The sequence below is a fragment of the Paenibacillus sp. FSL P2-0173 genome (assembly GCF_038008045.1).
In the GTDB taxonomy this organism is placed as follows: Bacteria; Bacillota; Bacilli; order Paenibacillales; family Paenibacillaceae; genus Paenibacillus; species Paenibacillus polymyxa_B.
This window is the reverse complement of record NZ_JBBOYK010000001.1, coordinates 807,640-826,490: the sequence shown is the minus strand read 5'-3', so window position 1 is coordinate 826,490 and position 18,851 is coordinate 807,640. Positions and strand designations below refer to the sequence as shown.

Sequence of the window (18,851 nt, the reverse complement as noted above, 5' to 3'; positions counted from 1 at the left end):
ATTCCAAAAGTATAGCGGGGGCAGCGGTAAAACGCGCCCTCCTATGATGTTAAGGAGTTGAAAAAATGTCAGACCAAACACAATGGAACGACGTGACCATGCCACAATTGGCAGAATCGCTCGTATCGGCGACAATTGCCAAATGGCTCAAACAACCTGGTGAAACGGTAGAGCAATTCGAGCCGATTTGCGAGGTTATTACAGATAAAGTGAATGCAGAAATCCCATCCACATTGGACGGCATTATGGGTGATCTGTTGGCAGAGGAAGGTCAGACAGTAGCGGTAGGCGATTTAATTTGCCGTATCCAGACGAAGTCGACTGCACCTGCGGCGGCAACAGGAGCGACACCTGTTGCACCAGCATCTCAAAGTACCGTACAAACACAATCTCAGCAGAGTGCTGGATCGGACCAGTCCATGAGAGGACGTTTTTCCCCAGCGGTGCAAACCCTGGCTGCTGAGCATAATGTCGACTTAAGCCAAGTACCAGGCACGGGCATGGGGGGAAGAATTACCCGCAAAGACGTGCTGAATTATGTGCAGCAGGGCGGTTCTGCTCCCACTGGAGTATCTGGACAGCCGACTGCGACAACATCAGGACAAGGCTCTCCTTTTGCAGGAAGACAGCAGTCTGCCACTCAGCACAGCACACCGATTCAAAATATGGACCCTGCTATTCCGGTTCGTAACAGTGGGATTCATTTGACGGAGGCTCCAAAGGCTCCTGTGATCGAAGTTGAGGGTGGCAACAATAACAGATCCGAGTATTTTATTGATGTTACACCCATTCGCAGTGCAATTGCTCGCAATATGCGACAAAGCGTTTCCGAAATTCCACATGCATGGACGACGATTGAGGTGGATGTGACCAACCTGGTAATGCTCCGCAACAAGATCAAAAACGAGTTCAAGCAAAAAGAAGGCATCAATATTACGTATCTGGCTTTCCTCATGAAAGCAGTCGTGAATGCAATCAAAGAATATCCGATCATGAATTCGGTGTGGGCTGTGGACAAAATTATCGTTAAAAGAGATATCAATATTTCGCTAGCCGTGGGTACAGAGGACTCCGTTCTTACTCCTGTTATTAAAAAAGCGGACCAGAAAAATATTGCTGGATTAGCTCGTGAAATTGACGATTTGGCACGTAAAACCCGGGAAGGCACGCTCAAACTGGACGACATGCAAGGCGGAACGTTCACTGTAAACAACACAGGCTCCTTTGGTTCGATTTTATCTTATCCGGTAATTAACTATCCGCAGGCTGCAATTCTTACCTTTGAATCCATTGTCAAAAGACCAGTGGTTATTGATGATATGATTGCGGTTCGCTCGATGGCTAATCTGTGCTTGTCGCTGGATCATCGCATTTTGGACGGAGTGATTTGCGGACGATTCCTGCAACGGGTTAAAGAAAATCTAGAAGGCTACACTTTGGATACGAAGCTGTACTAATCATCCGAACAGTGGGGGAAATGTACGGAGAGGAAGTGACAGGCCGTGAACAGACGACCGCTTGATGTAACCTATACGAATAGGATGGAATATGCCCATGCATGGGATGTCCAGAAGGAGATTGTGGGAAAGCTGGATGCGGGAGAGGCAAGAGAAACGCTTATGCTTCTCCAGCATCCACCGACCTACACGATTGGTTCTCAGCGGCATCCTGAACATTTGCTCCTCACACCAGAGCAACTGAAGGAGCAGGGAATCAGCGTCTTTCAGATTGACCGTGGGGGAGACATTACATATCATGGGCCGGGGCAGCTTGTCGGATATCCTCTACTTATGCTCGGCAACCGGGAGGCGCTGAATCTGCACGGATACCTTCGAAGTCTGGAAGAAGTGATCATCCAGTTGTTGGCATCTTATGGGGTTGAGGGAAGCCGTAAGCCTGAATATACGGGGGTATGGATCGGGAATCTAAAAATTGCGGCCATTGGCGTCAAATTCAACAAGTGTAAGCACCGTCGGGGCTTCGTAACCAGCCATGGCTTTGCCTTTAACATCAAATCAGGGATACAGCATGAGGGCTTTGAGGGCATTGTCCCGTGCGGAATTCAGGAATACGGTGTGACATCATTGGAGGACTGCATACAGAAGCCTATGTCGGTGGAGCAGATTGCGAAGGAAATTGTACCGTTCTTTGAACAGCAATTTTCATTTGCTGCGCAATGGCAAACGCATTCTTTCCAATAAAGGTAAGGCGGGCTATTGTGTATGTACACGAAAGCCCGCCTGTTTGCTTTACGTAACAGCTCGTCCACTCAAGGCTTCAATAGTGCCTTAGAGCAGCCGGATACCTTGAGCGGTATAGTTATTATAGTGGCATAATAAACGGCTCAATTACCATGAACAGCGTAGAACCAATCATAGCTGCGAGCATAATGTAGACGAAAAAACGAACCCATTTTTTGTTCGACATGTGTAACTCCTTTAGGATAGGTTTAAGTCATAGATAAGAACATCTATCCGTATTGTAGCGTAATCGGGAAAGAGAGGAAAGTTTAATGACAGTAAAAGTAGTAAAAGACCGAATTGTACAGGAATTTATGGAACTCGTACAGGTGGATAGTGAAACGAAAAATGAGCAGGAAATATCACGTGTTCTAAAAGAAAAGTTTAATGCACTCGGGCTGGAAGTAATGGAAGACGATTCTCGTGAAAGAACCGGACATGGTTCAGGCAATCTGATCGTCACCTGGAAAGCGGAAGGTGTGGAGCAAGCACCCAAATTATTTTTTACCTGCCATATGGATACCGTTACTCCGGGTAAAGGCATTAAGCCACAGTTGGGTGAGGATGGCTGGATTCGTAGTGACGGTTCAACGATTCTGGGTTCTGACGACAAGGCGGGAATTGCTGCTTTGTTCGAGGCGATTCGTGTCGTGCGCGAGCAGAATATTCCCCATGGTCAAATCCAGTTCGTGATTACGGCTGGCGAGGAATCTGGTTTGATGGGTGCACGGGCGATGAAGCCAGAAGTGCTAGATTCTGATTTCGGATATGCTTTGGATTCGAATGGTGAAGTTGGCTCTATTTGTATAGCTGCCCCAACGCAGGCACGTATTGAAATGAAGATAACTGGGAAGTCCGCTCATGCGGGGGTAAATCCAGAAGATGGCATTAGTGCCATTCAGGTCGCTTCTAAAGCCATTTCTAAAATGAAACTAGGACGGATTGATAAGGAAACGACCGCTAACATCGGCAGTTTCGAGGGCGGCGGCGCGACGAATGTGGTATGCGATTTTGTATTGATCCGTGCAGAGGCACGTAGTATTGTGCAGGAAAAGGTTAATCATCAAATCCAGCATATGCGTGAAGCGCTGGAAACCACCACACGCGAATTTGGTGCACAGGGAGAGTTCCGCAGTGAAGTCATCTATCCGGCATTCAGCTTTACGGAGCATGACGAAGTTGTACAGGTTGCACAGCGTGCAATTCAAGGACTGGGACTGGCAACGCCGACCTTCCATTCCGGTGGTGGCTCAGATGCTAATGTATTCAACGGGCTTGGAATTCCAACGGTGAATTTGGCTGTGGGCTACCAGAACATCCATACAACAGAGGAAAAAATCAAGGCCGATGACCTGGTGAAGGTTGCTGAAGTTGTCATAGCTCTGATTCAAGAAACCACAAAATAAACTTGTATCATACACTTGCAACATACTGAAAAAAGGTTCAGGTTAAAGACAGGAACAGCGTTCCTTCGTCTTTAGACCTGAACCTTTTTTGGAACAGCTAGTGAAGCGATGGTGGCGGTAGGTCCGTGTTCCTTTTGCCACTGACGCAAGAGTGCTTGAATCTGCCAGGCTTTACCAACGATATGGAGGGTGCTTTCAGTACGGTAGCTTTTCATTTCTGCATCTCCTCATGACAGGAAGTTTGTTATCCTACCACCAGCATATGTACAAAGTGGACAAGTTAGACTAACTTTGGTGATAATTAATAAAGAAAGATAGATATGAAGGAGGAAACTTACCGATGAACGAGCAAACGAACGGACAATTAAACAAACCAACAAACGATGCACATCGCAAGCCTTATTCCAATCCTGCGCTGGAGGAAAAGACCGTGTCTACACAGCCTATCTTTGAGGGGAAGGTCATTACATTACAGGTAGACACGGTAGAGCTTCCCGACGGCTCCACTGGAAAGCGTGAGATCGTAAAGCATCCAGGGGCGGTGGCTGTTTTGGCTCTACACGAAGGGAAAATGCTGGTCGTGGACCAGTACAGACAGGCGATGGGGCGCTGTGAGGTAGAAATTCCTGCAGGTAAGCTAGAGCGGGGTGAAGATCCGATGGAAGCAGCGGGGCGTGAGCTGAGAGAAGAGACAGGTTATACTGCCAAGTCGTTGAAGCTGCTGCACTCCTTTTATACCTCTCCTGGCTTTGCGGATGAAATCATTCATCTGTATGTTGCCGAAGAACTGGAGTTAGGTGAGATGGAACCGGATGAGGATGAATTTCTGGAGTTGTTTGAGGTGACGCTGGAAGAAGCACAGACGCTCATTCGTGAAGGACGGATTAGTGATGCCAAAACGATTCTGGCCGTCTATGCGTGGCAACACCGCCAACATACAGGGAGCTTCTAAGCGGATGGATGAAAATATAGTAGAACTTAACGACTACTTTGCAGACTTGCATATTCATATTGGCAGAACAGAGAAGGGAAATCCGGTCAAAATTAGTGGCAGCCGCGATCTGACCTTTGCCAACATAGCTAAGGAAGCCTCCGGTCGTAAAGGAATTGGGCTGATCGGTATCATTGACTGCCATGCACCTAATGTACAGGAGGATATTCGTACCTATTTACATACGGGTGAAATGAAGGAAATCAGCGGCGGCGGTATCGCTTACCGGGATACGGTTATTCTCCTTGGCACGGAGCTGGAAATACGTGCTGAAGGTCGCCCTGAGGCGCACGTACTGGCCTATTTTCCAGATCTGGCGGCGATGGAGGATTTTACCCAATGGCTGGCCCGGCATATGAAAAATGTTAATCTTAGCTCACAACGAATCTATGCGCCGCCACGCGAGTTGCAGCAGCAAATTTACGGACGTGGAGGCATTATGGTGCCTGCGCACGTGTTTACTCCTCATAAGGGCATATACGGCAGCTCAGCGGCCCGTATGGAGGAATTGCTGGATATGGAGCTCGTTAGCGGGGTGGAGCTGGGGCTGAGCGCAGATTCATCTATGGCCGGTTTGATTTCGGAACTGGATCGCTTCAGCTTTCTCACGAATTCAGATGCCCATTCACTTGGGAAAATAGGACGAGAATACAACAAATTATCACTGGCAAAGCCGTGTTTTGATGAATTCAGAATGGCTTTGGAGCGGCGGGAAGGACGACGGGTGCGTGCCAACTACGGATTAAATCCGAAACTGGGCAAATACCATCGTTCTTACTGTCAAAGCTGCGGTACGATTATTGACGAGCAACAGATGGCGGATGAACGTTGTCCTGACTGTGGTCATACCAAGCTGGTGCGAGGTGTGCTGGATCGAATATGGAGCATTGCCGACCGTGAACAGTCCATGATTCCTTCCCATCGTCCGCCATACATTTACCAGATTCCACTGGAGTTTATTCCAGGTCTGGGCAAAGCCAAGCTGAACCAGCTATTGGTTGCATTTGGAACAGAAATGAATATTTTACATGAGGTTACGCAGGAGGAGTTAGCAGCAGTCGTCGGAAAAGTGCTAGCAGAGCAAATTGTGCTTTCACGCGAGGGGAGACTGTCGCTTGTATCCGGTGGTGGTGGAACATACGGCAAAATAGCTAAGTCCTAGTAAAGTCTTGTCCCTCTAAAGGCATATCAGCGTCTGCTTGTTCATAACCATAAATTATCTATGCCGCTGGCTTGGCACATCATTCGTGATGCTTGATCTGCAGTGAAAGCTGCCCCATTTCTAGCCATCAGCCGTCGGATTACGGTTGTTTTTTGGACAAACAAGCAGATGAAAGGGGCAGGACGCCGATGCAATGGTTTCGTCATACGTTAAAAGATCAGACGCCGTATTATGTTTTCTTGGCTGTGCTGTTTCTGGTGGGAGTCGTCTTTGGCGCACTTATGGTAAACGCACTCTCGCTGGAGCAGTTACAGGATTTGTCCCGTTACCTGAAGGATTTTTTTGTAACAGTCAATCAAAACGAACAGGGCTTCGCTGATTCGCAGGCGGCTTCGACCTTTTGGGATAGCGTATCTTTACATCTGAAATGGGTCGGCCTAATTTGGGTGTGTGGCCTTTCGGTTATTGGTCTACCGGGCATTCTTGTATTGAATTTCCTCAAGGGTGTGCTAATCGGATTTTCAGTAGGTTATATGGTGGGGCAATATTCGTGGAAAGGACTGCTATTTTCTTTGGTTTCAGTTGCTCCCCATAACCTGCTCGTCATTCCGGTACTGCTCGTCTGCAGCGTGGCTGCGATGACTTTTTCCATCCATATGATCAAAACCAAAATACTCGCTACCCGGCCGTCAGACGGGATGCTGCGTCCGTTGCTGTCTTATGCAGGATTGACTGCTGTGATGATGGTGCTTCTTATCGGTAGCGCGTCCTTTGAAACTTGGATCACCCCGGTTATGATGCAATGGGTCACTCCTATGCTGACAGCTTCCGTATCATCTTGATCCGTTTCAAAATGTTTGACTTTATTTGTATAGACCCCCTATAATAATAGGAGTGAAAAAAGTGCAGTAGGCAGTAGCTTTGCAGGGGGAGGGAGACACATGGAAGCACGGATCGAAAAAATTAAGCAGCAGCTGCAATCCCAGGGCTACAAACTAACGCCTCAGCGGGAAGCCACCGTCAGAGTTTTACTTGAGAACGAAGATGATCATCTGAGTGCGGAAGATGTATTTATGCTCGTCAAAGAGAAAGCTCCCGAAATCGGTCTGGCAACCGTATACCGTACCCTAGAACTGCTAAGTGAACTGCATGTCGTGGAGAAAATTAATTTTGGTGATGGCGTTGCGCGTTATGATTTGCGCGGCGATACAACCAAACATCACCATCACCATTTGATATGTGTGCAGTGTGGCAGTGTAGATGAAATACTGGAAGATTGGCTTGGACCATTGGAGGAGCGTCTGGAACGGGAATATAATTTTACCGTAGTGGATCATCGTTTGGACTTCCACGGTATCTGTTATCGTTGTAAGGCGAAGAACGATACGACGGCTCAGAAATCTTTGGGCAAATCCAGAAAACACAAATCTCAGGACTAAAAGCTGACTACCCAAGCTCTCACCGACGAAGATGCGTTCGGGAGAGCTTTTTTGGTTAGGAATCTGTTGTTCGAGATTAAGTGGTATAAAAAGGAATAGCTTGTCATACCCTTCCATAGAGAGTCCTAATAGGGACTATATTCTGAGGAAAAGGCGGCTGATCCACATGGTACTATCGTTGCGGAGAGGACTAAAATGGCTGCGTTTGGTAATATTGTTCGGAGTGCTGGCATGTATGTTCTTTTATAGCCTCAGGCTGTTTACAGATTGGATAACACCTGTAGATCATTACCGAATACCGGAAGGACATGCAGTTAAGGTATTTGGCGGGCAAAAAGTAAATGAAGGGTCCGAGCATCGAATAGCAGTGTTGGAACGTTTACGTTTCTTTTACTGGTATGGTGAATAGTCTAAGTAATCGGTCTTGATGAGCTTATGATATGAACGCACACGAAGAAGCAGACGCTGAGACTGAACCGTTGTATGCAGAACAAGGAGACTTTTGGAACTCATGAAAATGTACATTCAACCTTTCGTTCAATATATGGAAGAGGAAAAGGGCTTGTCGCGCAGCACATTGGAAGCGTATCAACGGGACGTACAGCAGTTTACCGAGTTCGCAGAAAGCTGTGGTATTGAGCAGCCGGATAACGTCCAACGGTCACATCTGGTACTGTATTTGGGCCGTTTGAAGGAACAGGGAAAAGCTGCGGCGACGATATCACGTAGCGTCGCCTCCATTCGCTCCTTTTTTCATTTTCTTATTCGGGAGGGAATTACGATCCATGATCCGTCCGTTCTGCTGGAGATGCCCAAAGCGACTAAAAAGAAGCCCTCGGTGCTAACGCAGGATGAGATAGAGCGTTTGCTGGACGCGCCGGATGTGACTGCCCCGCAAGGGGTGCGAGACAAGGCGATGCTGGAGTTGCTGTATGCGACGGGCATTCGTGTATCGGAGCTGATTGCCCTAAACGTGCGTGATGTCCGCACCGATCTGCGCTTTGTGCACTGTGGCGGCGAGGCAGGCAAGGAGCGTGTTGTACCGATCAGCCGTGAGGCATCACAGTGGGCACAAGCCTACATGGACGAGCAGCGTCTATTATTGCTGAGATCCGGGCAGGGTGAAGAAGCTCAGGTAGAGCAGGAAGCCATGTTCCTGAACGTATCTGGTCAGCGTCTCAGTAGACAGGGCTTCTGGAAAATGATTAAGAAGTACGGCCAGGAAGCAGGCATAAGCGAGGATATCACGCCCCACACGTTGCGGCATTCCTTTGCGGTACATATGCTGGAGGGCGGAGCGGACTTACGCTCTGTACAGGAAATGCTGGGTCATGCTGATCTGTCAACGACGCAGGTATATGCGCAGACGGCCAGACGGAATATGAAGGAAGTATATGAAAAGCATCACCCGCACGGCGGCAACCGCACTTCTCATGAAAGCAAAGATCGAACGTAACGATACTTTGCTTTCATAGAAAATGTGATAATGACTATAACTTTACGATTGTACAAGTCAGGAGAGATATTAATGTCAACAGCCAACCAATCTACAATTCAGGAAGCAGCAGATTATATCCGTGCCAAGAGCGGAATACGTCCAGAGATTGGTCTTATTCTGGGATCAGGTCTCGGTATTCTGGCCGATTTAATTCAGGATGGAATTAGTATTCCTTATCAGGATATTCCCCATTTTCCTGTATCGACGGTAGAAGGTCACGAGGGAGAATTACTGTTAGGCACGATTGAAGGTCGCGCTGTCGTCATGATGAAAGGGCGCTTTCATATGTATGAGGGATATGGCCCGCAGCTGACGGCTTTCCCAGTTCGGGTGATGAAGCAATTGGGGATTCAAAGTCTGCTGGTGACGAATGCAGCAGGTGGTGTAAACACTTCCTACGAAGCAGGCGATCTGATGGTCATCTCGGATCATCTTAATCTGACAGGACAAAATCCATTGATCGGACCGAACGATGCTGGTCTAGGCGTTCGTTTTCCAGACATGTCGGAGGCGTACAGCCGCCGCTTGCGTGAAATTGCCAAGCAAACGGCTAACCAACAGGGCTTCAGTCTGCAAGAAGGTGTATATGCTGGATTGCTGGGGCCTAACTATGAAACGCCTGCTGAAATCGTTATGCTGCGTACACTGGGTGCAGATGCGGTGGGTATGTCGACCGTATCTGAGGTTATTGTAGCCCGTCATGCAGGTATTGAGGTACTGGGCTTCTCCTGTATCACGAATATGGCCGCAGGCATTCTGGATCAGCCTTTGTCCCATGGTGAAGTGATGGAGACGGCAGAGAAAGTACGTGAGCAATTTTTAAAACTTGTGCTAGCGATTATTCCACAAATGTAGATTGGGGATCATGTTCAACCGAAGCGGTGGACATATATCCCAAGAACCCCATATCCGATCGCCTTTTGATGGCGTGGATATGGGGTTCTTTTTTACATCAACGGTTGAGCTGAGTATGATCTCCTAATGAAGAGGTGGTGTGCTCAATGCAGTTGAATTCGCTTTTTCTGCTACAGCCAGTTTATGTCGTTCTTGCACCTTGATCACAATAACCATAAAAATGATCCAGTAAATGGCTAGCGAGTTCAGGAAACGGCTGTCCGTTATATTGTTCAATACGATAAATAGGAAAAAAACCACTGCCGTCAGCCATGTATACATATCTGCTTTGCCAATTCTGAATTTAAATAAAGTTGTTATGGCGAGTGTAATTGTTGCCAGTAGTCCTGTAAGGCCCACATCGATCCACAGATCACGGAAACCGCTATGGCTGCTTGTCAGATCAAATCGGATGCCGTTCGCATAGATACTGGGTCGGGCTGCCCAGTAGGAGCCGTAACCATGTCCGAACCAGTAATGGCTCTGAATAGCACCACCAATCCCCTGCCAGATTTCCGTTCTTCCAGTTAAGGTCGTTGTTTTTCCGAATTCCGACGCAATCGCATCTCCATAAGTAAAGGTGAGTACCAAACCCAAAAGAACGAGCAAGCAGGAACAGCTAATGAAGAAACCGCGCAACGCAATGCTTCGGATTCTCTTGAATAGCAGTATAAACAATATAAATATGAAGAGCGAAGATGTAAGTACCAAAGAGGTGGTAGATTGGCACTCGATGAGCAATAGGGCATTGAGTAAGATAAAGCCAATATGCAAAACTTTACGTTTACCCCTGAAAAAATAAATGACATGTGAAACAAAACTTAACAGAGAGAGAGTTCCAAGTGTATTTTTATGACCAGAGATGCCCTTCCATAGCCCAGTATGTTCTACTCCACCATGAATGGCAAAGGAGGGAACGAGCAAAACGGCGAGTAGATTGAGTATGCTCAAAATACTTAACGTAACGACTAAGAGGCGAATGCAGCCCTGAGTTGTATAATGGGTGACCAAATAGAGCCCAAAGGTAGAGAAGGCAAGGAATTTGAGAACCATCAGCAAGGAAGAGGTCTGTTCTTGTTCAGCCCATAAGCAGGAGGCAGCGATGTACAGCGTGAGTAGAGTCAGTAACGGATTGTCGGCTAAGGTTGCGATCAATGACTTGAGTGAAGGTAGTAGCATGGTATAGCTGAACAACAGGATAAGCACGGAAATCGTGATAACTCTGGGGGACAAACCCTGACAAGCATAAGGAATCGAAAAAGCCAGTAAACCAGCTACTGTAAGTACATGTTTCACGATTTCACCACCTGGATACATTATGTATCTATAATATACAAAACGTATCTTCTTGTACAATAATAATAAAATATTTATTTTCATTTTTCTCAAGCCTAGAGCAAGCCCTCTTGTGCATATACTCAGTCCATGCTAAGAAAATGAAGAATTCTTCGGCTTGGTCAAAAAAGGAACTTTTTACGTTTTTAAACATGGGGGGTGTTCGGGTGGCGGATCATTTTACAGACCGTTTGAAGTTGAATTTGAGTGGTACGGGCAAAGAGTTAACGCCGCAGCAATTAAATGAAAATTTTAAAACCATTGAAAAAGAATTCATTGAACGAAGTGTAAACGTAAGCTGGTTTGGAGCTGCTGGTGATGGTATTCAGGATGACACGGCAGCTTTACAGGAATTGATTAATAAGACCCCCGATTATTCCATTCTTCACATCCCCAGTGGACGATACAAAATAACCTCTACCTTACAGATTCGCAAGCAGGGTGTGCGCATTTTTGGCATTCATAAGGGCAGATACCGACAAGGCAAAGGTGTTACGTCGATTGAATATTATGGTACGGGTCCTTGTTTTCAAATTGGAGATGAAAGTCTACCATCGTTTAGCGGATATCAAAATGTGCAGTTTCATGACTTATCGATCCGGTACGAGGGGGCTGACATAGGCACATTAAATAATCCGTTTTCGCAGTCAGTGAAGCGTGGATATTATGGCAAAGGTACTTTGGGTATTCAGGATTGGAAGGGTGGCGGAGTTGTCCTGGATAACGTCCTAATTGAGCATTTTGAAACGGCTTTTTGGGGCTATGAAAGTGATGTGAATTTATTTAAATGCACGGAGATTAATTACAATAAAACAGGGATTCACTTGCAGAACAGAAGTTCACAGTTTACTAGCATAGCGCTTTTTACATTGGGGAACGATACGGCATTGGATCTGAATAGCTCCAATGGGGCCAGATTTTTGGCTAGCCAGCACATTAAGGATGGAAGCTCCAATGATATTCCCATTCTAATTAATGATTTTATGAACGCTGAATTTATAGGTTGCTGGTTTGAGGGACTAAGCAGAGAGCATAAGATGACAGTGCCTTCTTTTATTCAAATTGGTGCTACCAAAGAAACAAAAAATGTGGCCTTGCGTGACTCCATTTTAGCGATAGCGGACAAATTCGATGACACCCAATCCGTATGTAACTATTTTGTGGATGTGGTCATTGGCAAAAAAGTTTTGGTGGACGAGGTGGGAGGGTATCCCCGTAATCTAAAGCAGCTTATTTCTTTCTCTGGTAGCTCTTCCACACAGCAGGTGACACTTCGCTCACATTTGGATTTTAGCTATAGCAATAATCGTTATGGCGAGAATAATGGGACAGGGCAGGCTTTGCTGCTTGTCGAGAAATACTCAAACAACGGGATTGAGCATTTGGACGAAACCTTTGTTAAAGCCTACCTGGGAGCAAGGCAAAATCTTCCCGCAGGTAGCTGGCAGAAGGTGAAGTTTAATCAAATCAACCATGATGAGCTGATCGAATTCGATGCGGTGAATAGCCGATGGCGAGCCAAGCGAGCTGGGAAATACAGAATACAAGTCTACATTTCGACCGATCCCCAAGTGGATGGCAATCGCACACGGCTGGCACTTCACCTGAATGATGAGCAGCTTACCGGAAGTTCCGCCTATGCGTATCTCGATGATAGGGTAATTGGCGGACTGAACTATAGTGCATTGAGTGGAGCTATGGAACTTAGATTGGAAGCGAATTCTTTTATTGATATACGGGTGTTCAGTCAAAATACGATGGATATTCTACCCGGTGGAGGAATCACATATCTCACTATAAGCCGAATTTAAACAATTATTTCACAGACGATAGATGTTCTGTCATTTTATATATTGGAAAATGCGCACCATGCTGACTCAGCTTGGTGCTATTTGATGTTTTTATTCATATGGAATATTTTTCTTTCATTCTGACGACAATGGTTAGCAGCACGCGAATAGGCCGGAGGGGTAAGTAAATGGGCTCCGGTGCTTTACGCCAATATGTTGAGGAGGGAACCGATTGTGAAGAAAAAAGTGGTGGCGTTCATCCTGGCTTGTCTGGTAGCCTTGACTGCCGTCCCTGTCGGCGGTTGGGCCGAAGAAAGCAGACCTGAAAGCAAACCCAAAGAGGGATCAGCGGCTGAGCTGGCTCCCGAGGCTCTCTCGGCGATCCTGATGGATGCAGATACGGGCACAGTCATCTATGAAAAAAACAGTCGTGAAAAGCTTCCTCCAGCGAGCATCACCAAGATTATGACGATGTTGCTGACAATGGAGGCTATTCAAGATGGCAAGCTCAAGCTGACCGATAAAGTTCGGGCCAGCGAATATGCGTCTTCAATGGGAGGCTCGCAAATTTTCTTGGAGCCCGGTGAAGAAATGACGGTCGATGAGATGCTGAAGGGAATTGCAATGGCTTCCGGCAACGACGCCTCTGTGGCGATGGCTGAGAAAATTGCAGGATCTGAACAGGCTTTTGTCGAGATGATGAATGCGAAGGTGCAACAGCTCGGGCTCAAGGATACGCATTTTGCCAATTGCAACGGTTTACCCGTAGAGAATCACTATTCTTCTGCGCATGATATTGCGGTTATGAGCCGAGAGTTGTTGAAATACCCGCAAATTACGAAATATACGGGAGCCTATCAGGACTATTTGCGCAAATCCTCAGTCAAACCCTTTTGGCTGGTGAATACGAATAAGCTTGTCCGTTTCTATACTGGAGCAGACGGGCTGAAAACAGGCTATACGGCAGAAGCAAAGTTCTGTCTTTCCGCTACTGCGAAGCGTGATGGCTTGCGTGTCGTAGCTGTGGTGCTCGGGGAGCCAAATACGAAGATACGCAACAATGAAGTATCTTCCATGTTCGACTATGCATTTTCTCAATATACAATGAAATCCATATACAAGCCGGGTGAATTGCTGGGCAGCGTAAAAGTTGAAAAAGGCGTATTGCCAGAGCTGAAAATTCAGGCTGACCGTTCTTACAGTGTACTGGTGAAAAAAGGTGGCAACAAACAAACGTTGCGTCATGAATTGCAACTGGCCCCAAGCCTCAAAGCTCCTGTCCGGGCTGGTGACCCAATCGGTAAGCTGGTCGTCTATCAGGATGGACAACAGCTTAAGGAGTTTAATATCACTTCGCCTGTGGCTATCGAAAAGGCCGGATGGTGGAAATTGTTTAAACGTACCATGTCGAACCTATTTTCTTTGTAGATTTTACGGGGTTTTCTTCTAGTTTTGTCGGAGGGCAGGAATCGTCTGCGGCTACGTAGAAATCCTTGTCCAAGACCGGGAGGAGAGTGAGTAAGCATGAACCTGCAAATTGAAATGGAGCATCACCGGGGGGTACTGATTGTAAGGCTGTCTGGTGAGCTTGATCACCATACGTCGGACATGGTCCGTATGCAAATGGACGAGGCGATTCAGCGCCGGCAATGCGAGCATATTGTGCTCAGCCTGAAGAATCTTCAGTTTATGGATAGCTCCGGCCTTGGCGTTATCTTGGGACGGTACAAACTGATCAAGCAAAAGGGCGGAAAAATGGCAGTCTGTGATGTCAATCCGCCAGTACACCGACTGCTGGATATGTCAGGGCTGTTCAAAATCATGCCCATATATGACAACGAGGGAAATGCGCTCACGGAACTGGAGGTTGTGTCATGAGAGAAGGCACGGGAAACAATTTCATGAGCTTGCAGTTTGCTGCCAAATCGGAGAATGAAGCATTTGCTCGTGTGGCTGTCGCGGCCTTTATTTCCAGGCTTGATCCCACAATGGATGAGCTAAGCGATTTGAAAACCGTGGTGTCTGAAGCGGTGACAAACAGTATTATTCACGGTTATGACAGCGATCCGTCAGGTGTCGTAACGATCAAAGTCGGGATTGAAGCGGACGTGATCACGTTGGTTGTTGAGGACGCAGGGCGAGGAATTGAGGATATAGAGCTAGCCAAGCAACCTCTATATACGTCCAAACCTGAATTGGAACGCTCCGGCATGGGCTTTACGATTATGGAAAATTTCATGGATGAGTTTGAAGCAGTCAGTGAGCCGGGCGGAGGCACGTCGGTCCGGATGAAGAAAAGGATTGAATCCAAGAAAGCTTTATATAATTAGGAGTTGATCCTATGGAAGCAGGAGGAAAAAAAACTTCGCACAGCTATTTGGAGGATGCGGAAGTCAAGCGGCTTATTGCACTGAGTCAATCTGGTGATAATGAGGCTCGTGAGACACTGGTCAATAGTAATATCCGGCTCGTCTGGTCTGTCGTGCAGCGCTTTATGAACCGGGGGTATGAACCTGACGATCTTTTTCAAATTGGTTGCATCGGCTTGTTAAAATCGGTGGATAAATTCGATCTCAGCTACGAAGTCAAATTTTCAACATATGCAGTACCGATGATTATCGGTGAGATTCAACGGTTTCTGCGTGATGACGGTACACTCAAGGTTAGCCGTTCCTTGAAGGAAACGGCCAATAAGGTCCGCAAAATGAAGGACGAGCTATCCAAACGACTCAACCGCCTGCCTACAGTCAAGGAAGTTGCTGATGAGCTGGGAGTGACACCGGAGGATGTTGTTTTTGCGCAGGAGGCCAATAAGCCGCCTACTTCAATTCACGAAACGGTGTTCGAAAATGACGGTGATCCGATTACACTTATGGATCAGATTGCTGACGAATCACAGGAAAGATGGTTCGACAAGCTGGCACTCAATGAGGCCATTGGCGGACTATCTGAGCGGGAGCGGTTGATTGTGTACCTGCGCTACTACCGGGATCAGACTCAATCAGAGGTTGCAAGTCGGCTTGGTATTTCTCAGGTGCAGGTATCACGGCTGGAAAAAAAGATTTTACAACTGATCCGCGATCAGATTGCCCAATAATTACAGTCAGGATCTTAGTGAAATCCTTATGCTTACGTATTACTAAAGGGTATTCCAAAGCCATTTTAATGGCAAAGGGTACTCTTTTTTGCGTGGGATAAAAGACAATACACAGAATAGGTTTCCTTGCTTTGTTCCATACTAATCGATAATTACGAGGATAAGGAGGGGATCGGATGACTCATAGTCCGGCTCCTACAGTAGCTCCTATTGTCTACTTGCGGCTCCGCAGCCGTGTCCGCATGATACAAGGGCAGGATTTACATTTGGGTGATGTAGCCCAACTGCTGACTAATCCTGAATGGGAAAAGGATTTGCTTGAGCTTGTTCTCAAGCGGCCGCAGCACCAGGACGGTAATCTGATACTGATAGACATGCTGCAGATTATAGCAAAAATTAGAGATCATATTCCGGGGGTCGTAGTTGAATCTCTCGGGAAGCCGCATGTACTTGTGGAACTCGTGGAGAAACCCCGTAAGCCGTCCAAAATACTGTTTGTTTTGGTATGGGTGCTTCTGTTTTTTGGCTCTGCGCTGACAATTATGAATTTTCATGCTGACGTTAGCATGATGGAGGTACAGGTTCGGATTGTAGAGATGATTACGGGACGTAAGGATGAGCATCCGTACCTGTTTCAAATTGCTTACTCGATCGGCATCGGCTTTGGCATGATCGTTTTTTTTAATCACTTGTTCAAGAAAAATTGGAACGAGGAGCCGACGCCGCTGGAGGTGGAGATGTATCTGTACCAGGAAAATGTGGATCAGTATGTTGTGGCAGAGGAATATGAAAAGATGGCCCGTCTGCAGACAAAGGATAAGAAACCATGATATTTGTACAGGCTGCACTTCAGATTATTTTAGGTATTGCTGGGGGCCTTGCGGTGGGTAGCGGTGTAATTGCTTTTTTTATTGTGCTGGATATCATGCCGCGATTAGCACAACTCACCCGTACGTATAAAAAATCACGTGCATACGAAAAGGCAATGATCGTAGGTTCAGTACTGGGAACTGTGGTCGATTTTTGGAACATTTGCTTGCCACTACCGGGCATATTTACATGGATACCTGGGTTATTTTGCGGAGTGTTTATTGGCTTGCTCGCCGCGGCTCTAACGGAGGTGTTGAATCTCCTGCCTATACTCGCCAAGCGACTCCACATGACCGTGTATATGCTCGGTCTGTTAATGGCAATGGTGCTTGGGAAGGTGACGGGTTCCTTATTTGACTGGTTTGTATACAACCGTTAACAACGAAAGCGAAGGGGGCAAGGAGTATGGATCACAGAGCGGATCAAGAGCATCAGGAGCAGCATCAAGAAGACGGGGGAATTGGAAAGGAAAACCATACCGGCGAAGAAGAGTTAAGTCCATGGCAGAAAAAGCAGGCGCAGGAATCAGCACGTTTTAAACACAAGAAAGAGAGTGAGCGGTCTGATAACGTAGAGGAGTCCGTTCGCTACTGGCAGGCCGAAGATGATATATCGCCGAGGATGAAGGATAATAAGAATACACTTGAAACAGTATTAGGTTTGGGAGAAACCTTTGATGTCGTATTCAGGGAAATGACGCTGGGTGGGCGTCATACCGGATATCTGTTCCTAAATACCTTTGCGAAGGATCAGATCATGCTTGAAGTGCTAAAGCGGCTCACCTATCTGACGCCGGATAATCTCTCTTCGGATGGACTACAAGCGTATTTTGAAAATTTTATTCCACATATTCAGGTGGAGAAGACAGATAAGATGTCTGTCGTCATTAACAAGGTGCTGACGGGGATGAGTGCCTTTTTCATGGAAGGCGAGCGCTTTTCCCTTATTCTGGATACTCGTAATTACCCGGTGCGTAATCCGGAGGAACCTTCTTTGGAGCGGGTTGTGCGCGGTGCTCGCGACGGGTTTACTGAAACAATGCTTACAAATGTAGGTCTGGTGCGCCGGCGTTTGCGGGACCCAGGGCTTAAATTTGAGGCTATGCAGGTCGGACGTCGAACCCGAACAGACGTATGTTTGGGTTACATTGACGATATTGTGGATAAGGTGATGGTGGATACTGTACGAGACAAAATTAAAAATGTTAATTTGGATGGTATTCCGCTGGCCGACAAGCAATTAGAGGAGACTATTATCAATAAAGGTTGGAATCCATATCCATTAGTACGATATTCGGAGCGACCAGATGTCGTGGCATCGCATATCATGGAAGGAAGGCTCGTTATTTTCGTCGATACCTCACCCAGCGTGATGATTTTGCCTACCACTTTTTTTGACTTGTGTCAGCATGCAGAAGAGAATCGGCAAACCGCTTTTATGGGAAGTTATTTGCGCTGGGTACGTTTTATAGGTATATTCGCCTCGATGTTTCTGCTTCCGATGTGGCTGCTAATGGTCATCAATCCCGAATTAAAACCGGCGTTTCTTGATTTTATTGGTCCTCAAAAGGAAGCACATCTTCCGCTGATTGCCCAGTTTATCATTGTAGAACTAGGGGTCGATCTTATGCGAATGGCGGCTGTGCATACTCCGACACCACTGGCTTCCGCTATGGGCTTGATCGCAGCGATTCTGGTCGGTGATATAGCGGTTAAGACGGGACTTTTCGTGAATGAGGTCGTGCTGTATATGGCTGTCGCTGCCATAGGAATGTTCGCAACACCGAGCTATGAGCTGGGGTTGGCGAATAGACTGATTCGACTATTCCTGCTGGTTGCTGTTGCAATTTTTCACGTACCGGGCTTTGTCGTGGGTACGACACTGATCATTTTGATGCTGACGCTGCATCGGTCATATAATTCTTCGTATTTGTGGCCGTTCATTCCTTTTAATGCCAAAGCGTTAGCTTCCATCTTGTTCCGTATGCCTGTACTAGATGCGCCTAACCGCCCGTCATCTAACAAAACGAGGGACAATACGCGTATGCCCCATACGGATGCCGACACAGATTCGAACTCAGGCAATGGACAGGAGCATTAATATAAATGATCTGCATAAAAATCCATTGT

21 protein-coding genes are annotated in these 18,851 nt (G+C 46.8%); 18 read left to right on the top strand and 3 right to left on the bottom strand.

The genetic code is table 11. The features are described 5' to 3' along the window. The first annotated feature begins 65 nt into the window (after positions 1 to 65). Together MKX30_RS03620 and lipB are read left to right on the top strand one after the other, a co-directional pair. On the top strand, positions 66 to 1,457 hold the full coding sequence (locus MKX30_RS03620) for a dihydrolipoamide acetyltransferase family protein (RefSeq protein ID WP_279832645.1): 1,392 nt from the start codon (positions 66 to 68) through the stop codon (positions 1,455 to 1,457). Between the two features lie 45 nt (positions 1,458 to 1,502). Then, positions 1,503 to 2,201 (top strand): lipoyl(octanoyl) transferase LipB, encoded by a 699-nt coding sequence (gene lipB / locus MKX30_RS03615; RefSeq protein ID WP_068941567.1) that lies wholly within the window; start codon positions 1,503 to 1,505, stop codon positions 2,199 to 2,201. A 121-nt stretch (positions 2,202 to 2,322) separates the two neighbouring features. Here lipB and prli42 read toward each other — a convergent pair whose 3' ends face one another. Then, on the bottom strand, positions 2,323 to 2,427 hold the full coding sequence (gene prli42, locus MKX30_RS03610; protein ID WP_023989226.1) for a stressosome-associated protein Prli42: 105 nt from the start codon (positions 2,425 to 2,427) through the stop codon (positions 2,323 to 2,325). A gap of 85 nt (positions 2,428 to 2,512) precedes the next feature. Between prli42 and MKX30_RS03605 the strand changes: the two genes are divergently transcribed. Beyond that, a complete protein-coding gene (locus MKX30_RS03605) occupies positions 2,513 to 3,646 on the top strand; it encodes a tripeptidase T (protein ID WP_023989225.1) in 1,134 nt (377 codons plus the stop codon). A 71-nt stretch (positions 3,647 to 3,717) separates the two neighbouring features. On the opposite strand, the gene mciZ is transcribed toward MKX30_RS03605, so the two are convergent. Continuing rightward, entirely contained in the window at positions 3,718 to 3,861 is a 144-nt protein-coding gene (mciZ, locus tag MKX30_RS03600; protein WP_076159536.1) for a Z-ring formation inhibitor MciZ, read from the bottom strand. Between the two features lie 125 nt (positions 3,862 to 3,986). Between mciZ and MKX30_RS03595 the strand changes: the two genes are divergently transcribed. The 7 genes from MKX30_RS03595 (at position 3,987) to MKX30_RS03565 (ending at position 9,591) form a co-directional block, all read left to right on the top strand. Next, a complete protein-coding gene (locus MKX30_RS03595; protein WP_023989223.1) occupies positions 3,987 to 4,598 on the top strand; it encodes an NUDIX domain-containing protein in 612 nt (203 codons plus the stop codon). Between the two features lie 4 nt (positions 4,599 to 4,602). Further along, positions 4,603 to 5,799 (top strand): endonuclease Q family protein, encoded by a 1,197-nt coding sequence (locus MKX30_RS03590; RefSeq protein ID WP_254347635.1) that lies wholly within the window; start codon positions 4,603 to 4,605, stop codon positions 5,797 to 5,799. A gap of 188 nt (positions 5,800 to 5,987) precedes the next feature. After that, the gene (gene spoIIM, locus MKX30_RS03585) at positions 5,988 to 6,641 is read left to right on the top strand and encodes a stage II sporulation protein M (RefSeq protein ID WP_023989222.1); all 654 of its coding nucleotides are present in this window, start codon (positions 5,988 to 5,990) and stop codon (positions 6,639 to 6,641) included. Positions 6,642 to 6,740: 99 nt separating this feature from the next. Beyond that, positions 6,741 to 7,238, top strand: a complete 498-nt coding sequence (gene fur / locus MKX30_RS03580) for a ferric iron uptake transcriptional regulator (protein ID WP_023989221.1) — start codon at positions 6,741 to 6,743, stop codon at positions 7,236 to 7,238. 166 nt (positions 7,239 to 7,404) lie between these two features. Continuing rightward, a complete protein-coding gene (locus MKX30_RS03575) occupies positions 7,405 to 7,647 on the top strand; it encodes a YqzK family protein (protein ID WP_023989220.1) in 243 nt (80 codons plus the stop codon). A 102-nt stretch (positions 7,648 to 7,749) separates the two neighbouring features. Further along, the gene (gene xerD / locus MKX30_RS03570; RefSeq protein ID WP_254347451.1) at positions 7,750 to 8,694 is read left to right on the top strand and encodes a site-specific tyrosine recombinase XerD; all 945 of its coding nucleotides are present in this window, start codon (positions 7,750 to 7,752) and stop codon (positions 8,692 to 8,694) included. A 72-nt stretch (positions 8,695 to 8,766) separates the two neighbouring features. Continuing rightward, on the top strand, positions 8,767 to 9,591 hold the full coding sequence (locus MKX30_RS03565; RefSeq protein ID WP_023989218.1) for a purine-nucleoside phosphorylase: 825 nt from the start codon (positions 8,767 to 8,769) through the stop codon (positions 9,589 to 9,591). Between the two features lie 123 nt (positions 9,592 to 9,714). On the opposite strand, the gene MKX30_RS03560 is transcribed toward MKX30_RS03565, so the two are convergent. Further along, positions 9,715 to 10,926: an O-antigen ligase family protein gene (locus MKX30_RS03560; RefSeq protein ID WP_076159357.1), complete on the bottom strand. Its 1,212-nt coding sequence runs from the start codon at positions 10,924 to 10,926 to the stop codon at positions 9,715 to 9,717. A 206-nt stretch (positions 10,927 to 11,132) separates the two neighbouring features. On the opposite strand from MKX30_RS03560, the gene MKX30_RS03555 reads away from it, so the two are divergent. The 8 genes from MKX30_RS03555 (at position 11,133) to MKX30_RS03520 (ending at position 18,822) form a co-directional block, all read left to right on the top strand. Further along, complete coding sequence (locus MKX30_RS03555; RefSeq protein WP_068941573.1) at positions 11,133 to 12,776, top strand: glycosyl hydrolase family 28-related protein; 1,644 nt, start codon at positions 11,133 to 11,135, stop codon at positions 12,774 to 12,776. A 213-nt stretch (positions 12,777 to 12,989) separates the two neighbouring features. After that, entirely contained in the window at positions 12,990 to 14,183 is a 1,194-nt protein-coding gene (locus tag MKX30_RS03550; RefSeq protein WP_068941575.1) for a D-alanyl-D-alanine carboxypeptidase family protein, read from the top strand. Between the two features lie 96 nt (positions 14,184 to 14,279). Next, complete coding sequence (gene spoIIAA / locus MKX30_RS03545) at positions 14,280 to 14,633, top strand: anti-sigma F factor antagonist (RefSeq protein ID WP_013310782.1); 354 nt, start codon at positions 14,280 to 14,282, stop codon at positions 14,631 to 14,633. Continuing rightward, positions 14,630 to 15,085, top strand: a complete 456-nt coding sequence (gene spoIIAB, locus MKX30_RS03540; RefSeq protein ID WP_023989214.1) for an anti-sigma F factor — start codon at positions 14,630 to 14,632, stop codon at positions 15,083 to 15,085. The genes spoIIAA and spoIIAB overlap by 4 nt, the downstream gene beginning before the upstream one ends. 11 nt (positions 15,086 to 15,096) lie before the next feature. Then, positions 15,097 to 15,852, top strand: coding sequence for an RNA polymerase sporulation sigma factor SigF (gene sigF / locus MKX30_RS03535; protein WP_023989213.1), 756 nt, complete (start codon positions 15,097 to 15,099; stop codon positions 15,850 to 15,852). Positions 15,853 to 16,028: 176 nt separating this feature from the next. Continuing rightward, the gene (locus MKX30_RS03530; protein ID WP_023989212.1) at positions 16,029 to 16,682 is read left to right on the top strand and encodes a stage V sporulation protein AA; all 654 of its coding nucleotides are present in this window, start codon (positions 16,029 to 16,031) and stop codon (positions 16,680 to 16,682) included. Continuing rightward, positions 16,679 to 17,101: a stage V sporulation protein AB gene (locus MKX30_RS03525; protein WP_023989211.1), complete on the top strand. Its 423-nt coding sequence runs from the start codon at positions 16,679 to 16,681 to the stop codon at positions 17,099 to 17,101. Before MKX30_RS03530 ends, MKX30_RS03525 begins: the two co-directional genes overlap by 4 nt. 26 nt (positions 17,102 to 17,127) lie before the next feature. Beyond that, positions 17,128 to 18,822: a spore germination protein gene (locus tag MKX30_RS03520; RefSeq protein ID WP_341062449.1), complete on the top strand. Its 1,695-nt coding sequence runs from the start codon at positions 17,128 to 17,130 to the stop codon at positions 18,820 to 18,822. Positions 18,823 to 18,851: the final 29 nt, after the last annotated feature.

Coding starts and splice junctions, on each gene's coding strand:
- MKX30_RS03575 (WP_023989220.1), top strand. CDS start 7,405: ATGGTACTATCGTTGCGGAGAGGACTAAAATGGCTGCGTTTGGTAATA.
- MKX30_RS03520 (WP_341062449.1), top strand. CDS start 17,128: ATGGATCACAGAGCGGATCAAGAGCATCAGGAGCAGCATCAAGAAGAC.
- MKX30_RS03605 (WP_023989225.1), top strand. CDS start 2,513: ATGACAGTAAAAGTAGTAAAAGACCGAATTGTACAGGAATTTATGGAA.
- fur (WP_023989221.1), top strand. CDS start 6,741: ATGGAAGCACGGATCGAAAAAATTAAGCAGCAGCTGCAATCCCAGGGC.
- MKX30_RS03530 (WP_023989212.1), top strand. CDS start 16,029: ATGACTCATAGTCCGGCTCCTACAGTAGCTCCTATTGTCTACTTGCGG.
- MKX30_RS03525 (WP_023989211.1), top strand. CDS start 16,679: ATGATATTTGTACAGGCTGCACTTCAGATTATTTTAGGTATTGCTGGG.
- MKX30_RS03565 (WP_023989218.1), top strand. CDS start 8,767: ATGTCAACAGCCAACCAATCTACAATTCAGGAAGCAGCAGATTATATC.
- spoIIM (WP_023989222.1), top strand. CDS start 5,988: ATGCAATGGTTTCGTCATACGTTAAAAGATCAGACGCCGTATTATGTT.
- xerD (WP_254347451.1), top strand. CDS start 7,750: ATGAAAATGTACATTCAACCTTTCGTTCAATATATGGAAGAGGAAAAG.
- mciZ (WP_076159536.1), bottom strand. CDS start 3,861: ATGAAAAGCTACCGTACTGAAAGCACCCTCCATATCGTTGGTAAAGCC.
- prli42 (WP_023989226.1), bottom strand. CDS start 2,427: ATGTCGAACAAAAAATGGGTTCGTTTTTTCGTCTACATTATGCTCGCA.
- MKX30_RS03620 (WP_279832645.1), top strand. CDS start 66: ATGTCAGACCAAACACAATGGAACGACGTGACCATGCCACAATTGGCA.
- sigF (WP_023989213.1), top strand. CDS start 15,097: ATGGAAGCAGGAGGAAAAAAAACTTCGCACAGCTATTTGGAGGATGCG.
- spoIIAB (WP_023989214.1), top strand. CDS start 14,630: ATGAGAGAAGGCACGGGAAACAATTTCATGAGCTTGCAGTTTGCTGCC.
- MKX30_RS03590 (WP_254347635.1), top strand. CDS start 4,603: ATGGATGAAAATATAGTAGAACTTAACGACTACTTTGCAGACTTGCAT.
- MKX30_RS03595 (WP_023989223.1), top strand. CDS start 3,987: ATGAACGAGCAAACGAACGGACAATTAAACAAACCAACAAACGATGCA.
- spoIIAA (WP_013310782.1), top strand. CDS start 14,280: ATGAACCTGCAAATTGAAATGGAGCATCACCGGGGGGTACTGATTGTA.